Source organism: Paraburkholderia sp. BL9I2N2, assembly GCF_004339745.1.
Classification (GTDB): domain Bacteria; phylum Pseudomonadota; class Gammaproteobacteria; order Burkholderiales; family Burkholderiaceae; genus Paraburkholderia.
This window is the reverse complement of the sequence record NZ_SMGP01000001.1, coordinates 354,349-368,524: the sequence shown is the minus strand read 5'-3', so window position 1 is coordinate 368,524 and position 14,176 is coordinate 354,349. Positions and strand designations below refer to the sequence as shown.

Below are 14,176 nucleotides of genomic sequence, written 5' to 3'. Positions count from 1 at the left end.
CCGCTCCACCTCAAACCCGCTATCGTGAGAGTCTTCCGCGGTCTTCCCAATGCTGAAAGCCGTGCGCCTTGCGCACTGACCATCGGCAACTTCGACGGTGTCCACCGCGGCCATCAGGCGTTGCTCGCCCATGTGCGCGCCGCCGCCGATGCGCGTGGCCTGCCCGTCTGCGTGATGACCTTCGAGCCGCACCCGCGCGAGTTCTTCAACCCGGCGGGCGCGCCGCCGCGCATCGCCATGCTGCGCGACAAGCTCGAGGCGCTGCGCACCAACGGCGTCGACCGGGTGGTGGTCGAGCACTTCAACCACACGTTCGCGAGCCAGTCGCCGGACACGTTCGTCGAACGGATCATCGTCAACGGGCTGCACGCGCGCTGGGTCATGATCGGCGACGACTTCCGCTACGGCGCGAAGCGCGCGGGCGACTTCGGGTCGCTCAAGGCCGCGGGGCAGCAATACGGTTTCGAAGTCGAGCAGATGGCTACCGTGGCCGATCCGTCGGGCGCGCGCATTTCCAGTTCGGGCGTGCGCGCCGCGCTGGTGGCGGGTGACCTCGACTCGGCGCGCGCCGCGCTGGGCCGCGACTATCTGATCAGCGGCCATGTCGTGCACGGCATGAAGCTCGGCCGCGATCTCGGCTTTCCCACGCTCAATCTGCCGATCGCCCACAAGCGTCCGGCGCTCGCGGGCATTTTCGTGGTGCGCGTGCACGGCGTGGCGGACGAACCGCTGCCGGGCGTCGCGAGCCTCGGCCTGCGCCCCACGGTGGATGATTCCGGCCGCGTGCTGCTCGAAGTTCACCTGCTCGACTGGCACGGCGACGCGTATGGCAAACTCGTGCGCGTCGAATTCCTGAAGAAGCTGCGCGACGAGGAAAAGTACATCGACCTCGAAACGCTAACCGCCGCCATCAAGCGCGACGTCGTCAACGCGCGCGCGTGGTTCGCGGCCGTCGGCGCCGACACGCCGGGCAGCCGCTCCACCGGCTTCTCCACCTCGGCCACTGATCGAATTAGATAACCGCCGTGGTCCGTGCAGGCGCTCAGGCGCCGCGTGTGTGGACCCTCGCCGCGCGCATCGAAAGGCGTCCGTGGATCACGCGACATGCCTGCCGGGCGCGCCCAACGCCCTCGCGCATCGTGCGCATTCCGCGCCCTGCTGCGCATAGAAAGAATTCACCGCGACCTCATCATGAGCAACAAGAAAGCCGATTCGAAACCGCAGTCACGCTACCCGGTCAACCTGCTCGACACGCCGTTCCCGATGCGCGGCGACTTGCCCAAGCGCGAGCCGCAATGGGTCAAGGAATGGCAGGAACGCAAGGTCTACGAGAAGATCCGCGCCGCCTCCAAGGGCCGCAAGAAGTTCATCCTGCACGACGGCCCGCCGTATGCGAACGGTGACATCCACCTCGGCCACGCGGTGAACAAGATCCTGAAGGACATGATCGTCAAGGCGCGCAATCTGGCGGGCTTCGACGCGGTCTACGTGCCGGGCTGGGATTGCCACGGCATGCCGATCGAAATCCAGATCGAAAAGCAGTTCGGCAAGTCGCTGCCGGCCGCCGAAGTCATGCAGAAGGCGCGCGCCTACGCAACCGAGCAGATCGAGAAGCAGAAGGTCGGCTTCCGCCGGCTGGGCGTGCTTGGCGACTGGGACAACCCGTACAAGACCATGAACTTCACGAACGAAGCCGGCGAAATCCGCGCGCTCGCGAAGATCATGGAAAAAGGCTACGTGTTCCGCGGCCTGAAGCCGGTGAACTGGTGTTTCGACTGCGGCTCGGCGTTGGCCGAAGCGGAAGTCGAATACAAGGACAAGACCGATCCGACCATCGACGTACTGTTCAGCTTCGCCGAACCGGAAAAGACCGCGCAAGCGTTCGGTTTGAATGCGCTGCCGCGCAACGAAGGCGGCATCGTAATCTGGACCACCACGCCGTGGACCATCCCCGCCAACCAGGCGCTGAACCTGCATCCGGAAATCGTCTACGCGCTGGTCGACACGCCGCGCGGCCTGCTGATCCTCGCCGAAGAGCGTGTTGAAGCCTGCCTGAAGCTGTACGGTCTGGAAGGCACGATCGTCGCCACCACGCCGGGCGCCAAGCTCGTCAACCTGCGCTTCAACCACCCGCTCGCGTCCGCGCATCCGGGCTACAAGCGCACGGCGCCGGTGTATCTCGGCGACTATGTGACGACCGAAACGGGTACGGGTATCGTGCACTCGTCGCCGGCGTACGGCGTGGAAGACTTCCTGTCGTGCAAGGCGCACGGCATGGCGGACTCGGACATCATCAATCCGGTGATGGGCGACGGCCGTTATATCGAATCGCTCGCGCTGTTCGGCGGGCTGTCGATCTGGGCAGCCAACCCGCAGATCGTCGAAGCGCTGCAAGGCGCCGGCTCGCTGATGCGCACCGAGAAGTACACGCACAGCTACATGCACTGCTGGCGCCACAAGACGCCGATCATCTACCGCGCGACGTCGCAATGGTTCGCCGGCATGGACGTGCAGCCGAACGACACCGACAAGACGCTGCGTGAGACCGCGCTCGAAGGCATCGAAAACACCGCCTTCTATCCGGCGTGGGGCAAGCAGCGCCTGTTCAGCATGATCGCCAACCGCCCGGACTGGACGCTGTCGCGTCAACGCCAATGGGGCGTGCCGATGGCGTTCTTCGTGCACAAGGAAACCGGCGAGCTGCATCCGCGTACGCTGGAGTTGCTCGAAGAAGTCGCGCAACGCGTCGAGAAGGCCGGCATCGAAGCCTGGCAAACCCTCGACCCGCGCGAGTTGATCGGCGACGACGCCAACATGTACGAAAAGAATCGCGACACGCTGGACGTGTGGTTCGATTCGGGCACCACGCACTGGCACGTGCTGCGCGGCTCGCACAAAGACGAACTGCAATTCCCGGCCGACCTGTATCTGGAAGGCTCGGACCAGCACCGCGGCTGGTTCCACTCGTCGCTGCTGACCGCGTCGATGCTCGACGGCCGTCCGCCGTATAACGCGCTGCTCACGCACGGCTTTACCGTGGACGGCGAAGGCCGCAAGATGAGCAAGTCGCTCGGCAACGGTATCGATCCGCACGAAGTGGCGAACCGCCTCGGCGCGGAAATCATCCGCCTGTGGATCGCGTCGACCGACTATTCGGGCGAACTGGCGATCTCGGAAGAAATCCTGAAGCGCGTGACGGAAGGCTATCGCCGTATCCGCAACACGCTGCGCTTCCTGCTCGCGAACCTGTCGGACTTCGACTTCGCGCAGCACGCGCGTCCGGTCGAAGACTGGCTCGAGATCGACCGCTATGCGGTGGCGCTGTCGGCGAATCTGCAAAACGACATCCTCTCGCACTACGACAAGTACGAATTCCACCCGGTGGTCGCCAAGCTGCAGACGTTCTGCTCGGAAGACCTCGGCGGCTTCTATCTGGACGTGCTGAAAGACCGTCTGTACACGACCGCGGCGGACTCCGTCGCGCGCCGTTCGGCGCAGACCGCGCTGTATCACATCGCGCACGGCCTGCTGCGTCTGATGGCGCCGTTCCTGTCGTTCACCGCCGAAGAAGCGTGGAAGATCTTCCAGCCGAACAGCGAGACGATCTTCACTGAGACGTATCACGCATTCCCGGCCGTGCCCGAAGCCGGCGCCCTGCTCGACAAATGGACTCTCCTGCGCGCCGCGCGCAGCGACGTGACCAAGGCGCTGGAAGAAGCGCGCGTGGCGAACCTGATCGGCTCGTCCTTGCAGGCGGAAGTCGAAATCCGCGCGAGCGGCGCGCGCTACGACGCGCTCACGAGCCTCGGCGACGACCTGAAGTTCGTGCTGATCACGTCGGCGGCGAGCGTCGTGAAGGTCGACAGCGAAGCGGAAGAAGGCGTCGAAGTCATCGCCTCGAAGTATCTGAAGTGCGAACGCTGCTGGCACTACCGCGCGGACGTCGGCGCGAACGCCGAACACCCCACGCTGTGCGGCCGCTGCTTCAGCAATCTGTTCGGCAACGGTGAAATCAGGAGCGCGGCATAATGGCGAGAACCATGTCGAAAACCGCGCCGAAAACATCTGCTGCAAACGGTTCGCTGGCGCCCTGGCTCGGCGTCGCGTTGATCGTCATCCTGTTCGATCAGTTGACGAAAATCGCGGTCCAGAAAGTGTTCGCCTACGGTGTCGCGCATGAGGTCACGTCGTTTTTCAACCTGATCCTCGTGTACAACCGCGGTGCGGCATTTAGCTTCCTCGCGATGGCGGGCGGCTGGCAACGCTGGGCGTTCACCGCGCTCGGCGTCGTGGCCGCGTTGGTGATCTGCTACCTGCTCAAGCGCCACGGCGGGCAGAAAATGTTCTGCACGGCGCTCGCGCTGATTCTCGGTGGCGCGCTCGGCAACGTGATCGACCGGCTCGCGTATGGCCACGTGATCGACTTCCTCGATTTCCACGTGCGCACGTGGCACTGGCCGGCGTTCAATCTCGCCGACAGCGCGATCACGATCGGCGCGGTGCTGCTCGTACTCGACGAACTGCGGCGCGTGCGCGGCTCGCGCTGACCGCGGCCGCTGGCGTTTGCGCACCAGTACGCTTTGAAAGACATGGCGGCGGGGACGCAACGCCTCGCTGCCCGCCACCACGCTTAGTCGGAGGCTTTCGTTGGCAACCGCAGAACTCGCAGGAAAACACCTCGTCCTCGGCATGACGGGCGGCATTGCCTGCTACAAGATCGCCGAACTCACGCGTCTGCTGACCAAGGCCGGCGCGACCGTGCAGGTCGTCATGACCGAAGCGGCCACGCAATTCATCACCCCCGTCACCATGCAGGCGCTCTCGGGCCGTCCGGTCTACACGAGCCAGTGGGACGGGCGCGTGCCGAACAACATGGCGCACATCGACCTGTCGCGTGAAGCGGATGCGATCGTGATCGCGCCCGCCTCCACCGATTTCCTCGCCAAACTCGCGCACGGCATGGCCGACGACCTCCTGTCGACGCTGTGCGTCGCCCGCGATTGTCCGCTGCTGGTCGTGCCGGCCATGAACCGGCAAATGTGGCAGAACCCGGCGACGCAGCGCAACGTCGCGCAATTGCGCGCGGACGGCATCGAAGTGCTCGGACCCGATTCGGGTCCGCAAGCGTGCGGCGAAGTCGGCGACGGCCGCATGCTCGAAGCCGCGGCCACTTACGAAGCGATCGCCTCGTTCTTCTCGCCGAAAATCCTCGCCGGCAAGCGCGTGCTGCTGACCGCCGGGCCGACGTTCGAGCCGCTCGATCCGGTACGCGGCATCACCAATCGCTCCAGCGGCAAGATGGGATTCGCGCTGGCGCGCGCCGCGCAACAGGCCGGCGCCGAAGTCCACCTGATCGCCGGCCCCGTCGCGCTGGATACGCCGTGGGGCGTATTCCGCCAGGACGTGCAAACCGCGCAGCAAATGCATGACGCGGTGATGCGCTCGGTCGCGGACGCCGACATTTTCATCGGCGTGGCCGCGGTGGCCGACTGGCGCGTCGATCACGCCAGCGAGCACAAGATCAAGAAGACCGCCGAGCGCGCGCTGCCGAGCTTCACCTTCGTCGAAAATCCGGACATTCTGGCCTCGGTGGCGAAACTGCCGCATCCGCCGTTCGCGGTCGGCTTCGCTGCGGAAAGCGGCGATCTGGAAGTTCATGGCGAAGAAAAGCGTGTGCGCAAAAAACGTACCGCTTCTGATCGGCAATCTCGGCCCACTGACTTTCGGCCTCGACGATAACGAAGTGATCCTGTTCGAAGCAGGCGGCGCGACGAAGCTGCCACGCGCCGACAAGCAGACGCTCGCGCGCGCTCTGATCGCGGAGATCGCCAGGCGTCTGCCCGACACAAGTCTGATTCGCTGAGCCATGCGCGCGACGCGTCAGCGCAGTCGCCACGCGTCGCACTAGCGAATGGAATCAACTGGAGCGGTACTGACATGACGCGACTATCCGTACTCGATCAAACGCCCGTGATCGCCGGGCACTCGGTGGCGGACGCGATTGCCGCCACGGTCGAACTCGCGCAGCTCGCCGACGACCTCGGCTATACGCGTTACTGGTGCGCCGAGCATCACGGGCTGCGCGGCGTGTCGAATCCCTGCCCCGAAGTGATGCTCGCGCGGCTCGGCAGCGTGACCCAATACATTCGACTGGGCTCCGGCGGCGTGATGCTGCCGTACTACAGCCCGTTCAAGGTCGCTGAGCAATTCATGATGCTCGAAGCGCTGTTCCCCAATCGCATCGATCTGGGCGTGGGACGCGCGCCGGGTGGCGACATGCGCACGGCGCAAGCAGTCGCAGCCGGCGACTACAATCGCGGCGATATCTTTCCGCAGCAGGTGGCCGATCTGCTCGGTCTGATGCACGGCACCTTGCCCGCCGATCACATTGCGAGCGGCGTGCTTCTGCAGCCGCAAATCGATACGCGTCCGCAACTGTGGATGCTCGGGTCGAGCGAATTCGGCGGCTTGCTGGCGGCGCAACTCGGCATTCCTTTTGCGTTTGCGCACTTCATCAACGCGCATTTCGGGCACCAGGTCGCGCATGCATATCGTGAGCGCTTCAAGGCCGGCCAGGACATGCAGCAACCGTATCTGGCGGCCGCCGTGTTCGTGATTTGCGCCGACACCGAACAGGAAGCGGCGGATCTGGAGAAAGCCGTCGATCTGCGCCGCGTGCAAATGGCCTATGGCCTGAACGAACCGATCCCGACGATCGAACAGGGCGTCGCGCAGGAATACGGCGAGCGCGAGCGTCTGGTGATCGATCGCGAGAAGCCGCGCAGCATCATCGGCACGCCGGAAACCGTCACCGAGCGGCTGCATGCCTTGCAGGAACAGTTCGAGGCCGACGAACTGATCGTGCTCACCGTTGCGGGCAGCTACCGCGCCCGTTTGCGCTCCTATGAACTTCTCGCCGAAGCGTTCCGGCTCGGACGCCCGGCCTCCACTTCTTAACCTTCGAATCTGCATGAAACTCGACCTCAAGATCCTCGACGCGCGCATGCGCGAGCAGCTCCCGGCTTACGCCACCACCGGCAGCGCGGGCCTCGACCTGCGCGCGTGCCTCGACGAACCGTTGACCTTGAAACCCGGCGAAACCGCTTTGGTGCCGACGGGTCTGGCGATTCACGTCGGCGATCCGGGCTATGCCGCGCTGATTCTGCCGCGCTCGGGACTGGGGCATAAGCACGGCATCGTGCTGGGCAATCTGGTCGGCCTGATCGATTCGGATTACCAAGGTCAACTGATGATTTCGACGTGGAACCGCGGCGAGACCACGTTCGTGCTGAATCCGATGGAACGCCTCGCGCAACTGGTGATCGTGCCGGTCGTGCAAGCGGAGTTCAATATCGTCGACGACTTCGAAACCAGCGAGCGCGGCGCCGGCGGATTCGGCAGCACGGGCAAGCATTGATCGATTCGATTGCTTCGGTCTACCGAAAGTAGCGAGCGTGGATCGAAGCAAAAACGAGCGCACAAAAGAAAACGGCGCGGGGTTAAACCCGCGCCGTTCTGCTTTTTGATGCCGTTCGAACTTACTCGATTTCCACCGCTTCCGGATTCGGATTGCGCGGCGCCGGATGCTCGTCGAAGGTCAACTGCACCTTGTCTTCCGCATCCACATCGACCGAGACGCGGCCGCCGTTCATCAGCTTGCCGAACAGCAACTCGTCGGCCAGTGCACGACGGATCGTGTCCTGGATCAGACGCTGCATCGGCCGCGCGCCCATCAACGGATCGAAACCGTGCTTGGCGAGATGCTTGCGCAGCGCGTCGGTGAAGAGCGCATCGACCTTCTTCTCGTGCAACTGATCTTCCAGCTGCATCAGGAACTTGTCGACCACGCGCATGATGATTTCCTCATCGAGCGAGCGGAAGCTGATCGTTGCGTCCAGACGATTACGGAACTCCGGCGTGAACATGCGCTTGATGTCGACCATTTCGTCGCCGGTTTCGCGACGATTCGTGAAGCCGATCACCGACTTGCCCATCGCCTCGGCGCCCGCGTTCGTCGTCATGATGATGATGACGTTGCGGAAATCCGCCTTGCGGCCGTTGTTGTCCGTCAGCGTGCCGTGGTCCATCACCTGCAGCAGCACGTTGTAGATGTCCGGATGCGCTTTCTCGATTTCGTCGAGCAGCAGCACGCAATGCGGCTTCTTCGTGACAGCTTCGGTCAGCAGACCGCCCTGGTCGAAACCGACATAGCCCGGCGGCGCGCCGATCAAACGGCTGACCGCGTGACGCTCCATGTATTCCGACATGTCGAAGCGAATCAGCTCGATGCCCAGCGTGAACGCCAGTTGCTTCGCCACTTCGGTCTTGCCGACGCCCGTGGGCCCGGAGAACAGGAACGCGCCGATCGGCTTGTCCAGTTTGCCGAGACCCGCACGCGCCATCTTGATCGCGGCCGACAGCGCGTCGATTGCCGGGTCTTGCCCGAACACCACGCTCTTCAGATCGCGATCCAGCGTTTGCAGCTTGCTGCGATCGTCTTGCGACACGCTTTGCGGCGGGACGCGGGCGATCTTCGAGATGATTTCCTCGATCTCGTTCTTGCCGATGGTCTTCTTCTGCTTCGACTTCGGCAGGATGCGTTGCGCCGCGCCAGCTTCGTCGATCACGTCGATCGCCTTGTCCGGCAGATGACGATCCGTGATGAAGCGTGCCGACAACTCAGCCGCCGCCGACAGCGCGCCCGACGAATACTTCACGCCGTGGTGCTCTTCGAAACGCGACTTCAGGCCACGCAGGATCGCCACCGTCTGTTCGACGGTCGGCTCGGTCACGTCGACCTTCTGGAAACGGCGCGACAATGCCGCGTCTTTTTCGAAGATGCCGCGATATTCCGTGAACGTGGTCGCACCGATGCACTTCAAAGTGCCCGACGACAACGCCGGCTTGAGCAGGTTCGACGCGTCCAGCGTGCCGCCCGACGCAGCGCCTGCGCCGATCAGCGTATGAATTTCGTCGATGAACAGGATTGCGTGCGGACGTTCCTTCAATTCTTTGAGGACCGTCTTCAGGCGCTGTTCGAAGTCGCCGCGATACTTGGTGCCGGCGAGCAGCGCGCCCATGTCGAGCGAATACACCTGCGCATCCGCGAGAATGTCCGGCACTTCGCCGCGCGTAATGCGCCACGCGAGACCTTCGGCGATCGCCGTCTTGCCGACGCCGGCCTCACCGACTAGCAGCGGATTGTTCTTGCGGCGGCGGCACAGCACCTGCACCACACGCTCGACTTCCGACTCGCGTCCGATCAGCGGATCGATGCGGCCGTCTTTCGCCATCTGGTTCAGGTTCTGGGTGAACTGCGCCAGCGGGGTTTCCTTCTGCGCGGCGGCTTCGTCGGACTCGGCATTCGCGTCGCTCGCTTTCGCGGCGTCCGTGCTGCTCGTCTTGGCGATGCCATGCGAGATGAAATTCACCACATCCAGACGGGTGACGCCCTGCTGTTGCAGGTAGTACACCGCGTGCGAATCCTTCTCGCCGAAGATCGCAACCAGCACGTTCGCGCCGGTCACTTCCTTCTTGCCATTCGAGGTGGACTGCACATGCATGATCGCGCGCTGGATCACACGCTGGAAACCCAGCGTGGGCTGCGTGTCGACGTCGTCCGTGCCAGGCACGGTCGGCGTGTTGTCATGAATGAAGTTGCGCAGGTTCTGGCGCAGATCCTCGATATTGGCCGCGCATGCACGCAACACCTCCGCCGCTGTCGGATTGTCCAACAGGGCCAGCAAAAGGTGTTCGACCGTTATGAACTCGTGCCGCGCCTGGCGTGCTTCCATGAACGCCATGTGCAGGCTGACTTCCAGTTCCTGGGCAATCATGCTTCCTCCATCACACACTGCAGCGGATGCCCGGCCTGCCGTGCGTGGGTAACGACTTGCTCGACTTTGGTCGACGCGATGTCCCGCGTATAGACCCCACAAACTCCCCTGCCCTCGCGATGCACCTTCAACATTACCTGTGTTGCGGTTTCACGATCTTTATTGAAATATTCCTGCACGATCATCACGACAAATTCCATTGGCGTGAAGTCGTCATTCAGCAGCACCACCTTGTACATGGATGGCGGCTTGAGCTTCTTCTCCTGCCGCTCCAGTACGGTGCCGTCCTGCTTGTCCGGGATAATCGCCATACACCCATTCTAAACAACTAGGACAGGCCCGCAATCCTGTCAAAACCCGGCCGACCGGCCGGTGAGCCCGTTCGCTACCGCTTGATGGGTGATTCCCCGCCATGCGTGCGTTAAATCGACGAGCCGATTGCGGAGCCGGCCCCTATCCTGTGATGCCTTGCGGTCGTGTTGCACCGCAGTCGGATCGAGTATCGCACAACCTGCCGTAGCTGGCTGACGGCTCGCCCGGCCTTGTTGCCGGCGGTGCGACCCGCAGAACAGCATGTGAGTCGATTATGCGACTTTTCAAGACGGCCCGCTTGCGCAACCGCACATAACGAAAGCGGGAAAAACCCTGGAAAGTGCCTGTTTGCAACGCCACAACTACGTCTCAAAATTTTCTTGACACCCGAATAAAGAGCCTCAACAATCAAGCTGGCACTTTTTTCACTGCGCCATAATTTCGAAAAAATGCCGATGGTGAGCTTGTGAGGAGGGAGCGGCTGCATCGCGCGGTCGTCGAGCTTTTCGAGGGCTCGTGGTAGTGACATGAGTTACAGGGGAAGTTGGAATGGCAACTGGTACGGTCAAATGGTTCAATGACGCAAAAGGTTTCGGATTCATCACGCCTGATGAAGGTGGTGAGGATCTGTTTGCACACTTCTCGGCCATCCAGATGAATGGGTTCAAAACCCTCAAGGAAGGCCAAAAGGTAACCTTCGAGGTCGTGCAAGGCCCGAAAGGCAAACAGGCATCGAACATCCAGGCACCTGCCTGATACTGGTCGATACCCGTCCTTTGAAACCCGGCTTCGTGCCGGGTTTCTTTTTTTGGACGTCGGCTTCCAGTCGTGCTTATTGCATGAACGTCCCACATATCGGGTAGTGCTTCAGCCTGCTGTCCACTTCCGCTTTTGCGATGATGGCCGTCCGGCAGTTTTTTGCACTGATCAGGGGCAAGCACGGAGCGAAATATAGGCAACCGTATGGCAGGTTCCTATAGCGCTTTTTTGCAGCATCGCGAATATCGAATCGCGCGACGTTCCACGCGCAAGAAAACAAACAACCCCGGCCGCCTTTCAGCGCCGGGGTTGCAGATACGACCTACGTCAATTCAACGCGAACCGCTCACATATTCTCGATCAGCACCTGGCCGAAGCCCGAACACGACACCTGCGTCGCGCCTTCCATCAAACGCGCGAAGTCGTACGTGACGCGTTTTTGCAGAATCGACTTTTCCATCGACTTGATGATCAGATCCGCCGCCTCGGTCCAGCCGAGATGGCGCAGCATCATTTCCGCCGAGAGAATTTCCGAACCCGGGTTCACGTAGTCCTTGCCGGCGTACTTCGGTGCGGTGCCGTGCGTGGCTTCGAACATCGCGACCGAATCCGACATGTTTGCGCCCGGCGCGATACCGATACCGCCGACCTGCGCAGCCAACGCGTCCGACACATAGTCGCCATTCAGGTTGAGCGTGGCGATCACGTCGTATTCGGCCGGACGCAGCAGGATCTGCTGCAGGAACGCGTCGGCGATCACATCCTTCAGGACGATGTCGCCACCGGTCTTCGGATTCTTGATCTTCATCCACGGGCCGCCGTCGATCAGTTCCGCGGCGAATTCCTTTTGCGCCAGCGCATAACCGTAGTCGCGGAACGCGCCTTCGGTGAACTTCATGATGTTGCCCTTGTGCACCAGCGTGACCGAGCGGCGTTCGTTGTCGATCGCGTACTGGATCGCTTTGCGCACCAGACGCTCCGTGCCCTCACGCGACACCGGCTTGATGCCGATCCCCGACGTATCCGGGAAGCGGATCTTCTTCACGCCCATCTCTTCGCGCAGGAACTTGATGACCTTCTTCGCCTGCTCGGATTCGGCCGGCCATTCGATACCGGCGTAGATGTCTTCCGAGTTCTCGCGGAAGATCACCATGTTGGTCTTCTCCGGCTCACGCACCGGCGAAGGCACACCCTTGAAATACTGCACCGGACGCAAACACACGTAGAGGTCCAACTCCTGGCGCAGCGCGACGTTCAGCGAACGGATGCCGCCGCCGACCGGCGTGGTGAGCGGGCCCTTGATCGATACGACGTATTCCTTGAGCACCTGCAGCGTCTCTTCCGGCAGCCATACGTCCGGGCCGTACACCTTGGTCGACTTTTCGCCAGCGTAGATTTCCATCCAGTGGATTTTCTTCTTGCCCGCGTACGCTTTTTCGACCGCGGCATCCACCACTTTGATCATGACCGGCGTGATGTCGAGACCGGTACCGTCGCCTTCGATATACGGAATGATCGGCTGATCGGACACGTTGAGCGAGAAATCGGCGTTGACGGTGATCTTGTCACCACCGGTCGGAACCTTGATGTGCTGATACGGCATGATCGGACTCCAGTGAAGGCTGTGCTGAAAGCTGATGGGGAGACTGCGAAATGGGGCGCTCCTCGCTACGCGCAATGCCGGACGACTGCAAGCGGCCTGGCCGCTATTCTAGCCCACACGACCGCCGCCCCGAGGCGGCAACGGCTCGGGGTTTTCCAACATGGACGAAACGCAAATCCGCGAAGCATAAGTCTTATGTCTTATACAAGACATGGAGTCTGCCGCCACGCAATATGCTTTATTATCCCGCCATTTACTCTTGGTCCGGCGTCTCCTGGAGACCGGCGGCGCTGCGCGACTCACTCTCCACTACCTATGCGCCTTCTCGCTCTGAACAAACCGTTCGGCACCATCTGTCAGTTCTCGCCGCACGAGACGCGGGCGTCGCTGGCCGACTGGGTCAAGGTGCCCAACGTGTATCCGGCGGGCCGGCTCGATTCCGATAGCGAAGGCCTGCTGCTTCTCACCGACGACGGCGCATTGCAAGCGCGCATCGCCGAGCCGCGTCACAAGCTTGTCAAACGTTATTGGGCGCAAGTGGAAGGCGCGGTCGATGCGGCCACGCTGAAGAAACTCGCACGCGGCGTCGATCTCGGCGATTACGTGACGCGGCAATGCCGCGCGGAATACGTCGAGCCGACCGACGCGCTCTGGACACGCACGCCGCCGATTCGCTACCGCGCCGCGATACCGACCACCTGGATCGAGCTGTCGATCACCGAAGGCAAGAACCGCCAGGTGCGTCGCATGACTGCCGCGGTGGGGTTCCCGACGCTGCGTTTGGTGCGCGTCGGCATCGGCGCGCTCGACATATTTTCGCTCGGGCTGCAACCGGGAGAGAGCGTCGAATTGCCACCGAAGGCGCCGTGGGAAGGCATCGCCTGATCATCTGCACGCAGGCATCGACTGATGACGGAATCCGCAACACGCTCGCACTTCACGCTGCTGAAAAAATAAGCTAACTCGTTGTATCAGCAAACAAAAGAGCGCGTGAAACTACGGTGAAAAACGCGTGAAACAATTGCATGCGCGCGTACGCCGCGGCCTCTCATTCGCATCAACGCAGCCACATATAAATTTCCGCGAAATTCACGTCAACCGGTGCATGAGCTCAGGCGTTATTCGACGCAGATGCCGCCCGAAGCTATCCGGCATTCAGCCTTAAGGGCCTTTGTGCAAGCCGCTCTTGCGGTCAGTGCAGGGAGTCTGAGCGCTAAAGCAGACGTGTCGAAAAATTTGTCGATGCGGCTGTCAACCGAAAGGTGGATGGCACGTTTACCGACATGACTCCATATATAACCGGGTCATTTGGTTAATTAACTAAAGCTGAGGATTCACAAAATGAACAAACTGATCGCCGCTCTGGTCGCTGGTCTCTTCGCAACGGCAGCATTCGCACAAGCTTCGGCACCGGCAGCAGCTTCGGCAGCTCCGGCAGCAGCAGCTTCGTCGGCAAAGAAGACCACGAAGCACGCTCACAAGAAGTCGCACAAGAAGGCAGCAGCAGCAGCTGCAGCTTCGGGCGCTTCGGAGTAAGTTTGTTGTAAAAACGCAGTCAAGAACTAGCTTCATTGCCGTTCTTACGGCGTTGAAAGGCAGATCACCGCAAGGCGATCTGCCTTTTTGTTTTTGACGCGCTCGCGTAACATTCGCGGGTTAATTTCCA

At 61.9% G+C, this 14,176-nt stretch carries 11 protein-coding genes and 1 pseudogene; 9 read left to right on the top strand and 3 right to left on the bottom strand.

The window, feature by feature from the left end; all coding sequences use genetic code 11:
• Positions 1 to 24: 24 nt before the first annotated feature.
• From B0G74_RS01680 to dut, 6 genes and pseudogenes are all read left to right on the top strand, one after another.
• On the top strand, positions 25 to 1,020 hold the full coding sequence (locus tag B0G74_RS01680) for a bifunctional riboflavin kinase/FAD synthetase (RefSeq protein ID WP_132373386.1): 996 nt from the start codon (positions 25 to 27) through the stop codon (positions 1,018 to 1,020).
• 171 nt (positions 1,021 to 1,191) lie between these two features.
• Positions 1,192 to 4,029: an isoleucine--tRNA ligase gene (gene ileS / locus B0G74_RS01675; protein ID WP_132373385.1), complete on the top strand. Its 2,838-nt coding sequence runs from the start codon at positions 1,192 to 1,194 to the stop codon at positions 4,027 to 4,029.
• Positions 4,029 to 4,547, top strand: a complete 519-nt coding sequence (gene lspA / locus B0G74_RS01670; protein WP_132373384.1) for a signal peptidase II — start codon at positions 4,029 to 4,031, stop codon at positions 4,545 to 4,547. The genes ileS and lspA overlap by 1 nt, the downstream gene beginning before the upstream one ends.
• A 100-nt stretch (positions 4,548 to 4,647) precedes the next feature.
• Positions 4,648 to 5,863 (top strand): annotated as a pseudogene (gene coaBC / locus B0G74_RS01665) (bifunctional phosphopantothenoylcysteine decarboxylase/phosphopantothenate--cysteine ligase CoaBC).
• A 74-nt stretch (positions 5,864 to 5,937) separates the two neighbouring features.
• Positions 5,938 to 6,957 carry an LLM class flavin-dependent oxidoreductase gene (locus tag B0G74_RS01660; protein WP_132373383.1) on the top strand — a complete coding sequence of 340 codons (1,020 nt, stop codon included), beginning with the start codon at positions 5,938 to 5,940 and terminating at the stop codon, positions 6,955 to 6,957.
• A gap of 13 nt (positions 6,958 to 6,970) precedes the next feature.
• Positions 6,971 to 7,417 carry a dUTP diphosphatase gene (gene dut, locus B0G74_RS01655; protein ID WP_115780839.1) on the top strand — a complete coding sequence of 149 codons (447 nt, stop codon included), beginning with the start codon at positions 6,971 to 6,973 and terminating at the stop codon, positions 7,415 to 7,417.
• 121 nt (positions 7,418 to 7,538) lie between these two features.
• Here dut and clpA read toward each other — a convergent pair whose 3' ends face one another.
• Complete coding sequence (clpA, locus tag B0G74_RS01650) at positions 7,539 to 9,836, bottom strand: ATP-dependent Clp protease ATP-binding subunit ClpA (RefSeq protein ID WP_012434129.1); 2,298 nt, start codon at positions 9,834 to 9,836, stop codon at positions 7,539 to 7,541.
• The gene (gene clpS, locus B0G74_RS01645) at positions 9,833 to 10,147 is read right to left on the bottom strand and encodes an ATP-dependent Clp protease adapter ClpS (RefSeq protein ID WP_006050100.1); all 315 of its coding nucleotides are present in this window, start codon (positions 10,145 to 10,147) and stop codon (positions 9,833 to 9,835) included. Before clpS ends, clpA begins: the two co-directional genes overlap by 4 nt.
• A 550-nt stretch (positions 10,148 to 10,697) precedes the next feature.
• Here clpS and B0G74_RS01640 point away from each other — a divergent pair.
• Positions 10,698 to 10,904 carry a cold-shock protein gene (locus tag B0G74_RS01640; protein WP_007180614.1) on the top strand — a complete coding sequence of 69 codons (207 nt, stop codon included), beginning with the start codon at positions 10,698 to 10,700 and terminating at the stop codon, positions 10,902 to 10,904.
• Between the two features lie 349 nt (positions 10,905 to 11,253).
• On the opposite strand, the gene icd is transcribed toward B0G74_RS01640, so the two are convergent.
• Entirely contained in the window at positions 11,254 to 12,510 is a 1,257-nt protein-coding gene (gene icd / locus B0G74_RS01635; RefSeq protein ID WP_012434132.1) for an NADP-dependent isocitrate dehydrogenase, read from the bottom strand.
• Positions 12,511 to 12,825: 315 nt separating this feature from the next.
• On the opposite strand from icd, the gene B0G74_RS01630 reads away from it, so the two are divergent.
• Together B0G74_RS01630 and B0G74_RS01625 are read left to right on the top strand one after the other, a co-directional pair.
• A complete protein-coding gene (locus B0G74_RS01630) occupies positions 12,826 to 13,395 on the top strand; it encodes a pseudouridine synthase (RefSeq protein WP_132373382.1) in 570 nt (189 codons plus the stop codon).
• Between the two features lie 456 nt (positions 13,396 to 13,851).
• Positions 13,852 to 14,046 (top strand): hypothetical protein, encoded by a 195-nt coding sequence (locus B0G74_RS01625; RefSeq protein WP_011489640.1) that lies wholly within the window; start codon positions 13,852 to 13,854, stop codon positions 14,044 to 14,046.
• The last annotated feature ends 130 nt before the right edge of the window (positions 14,047 to 14,176 follow it).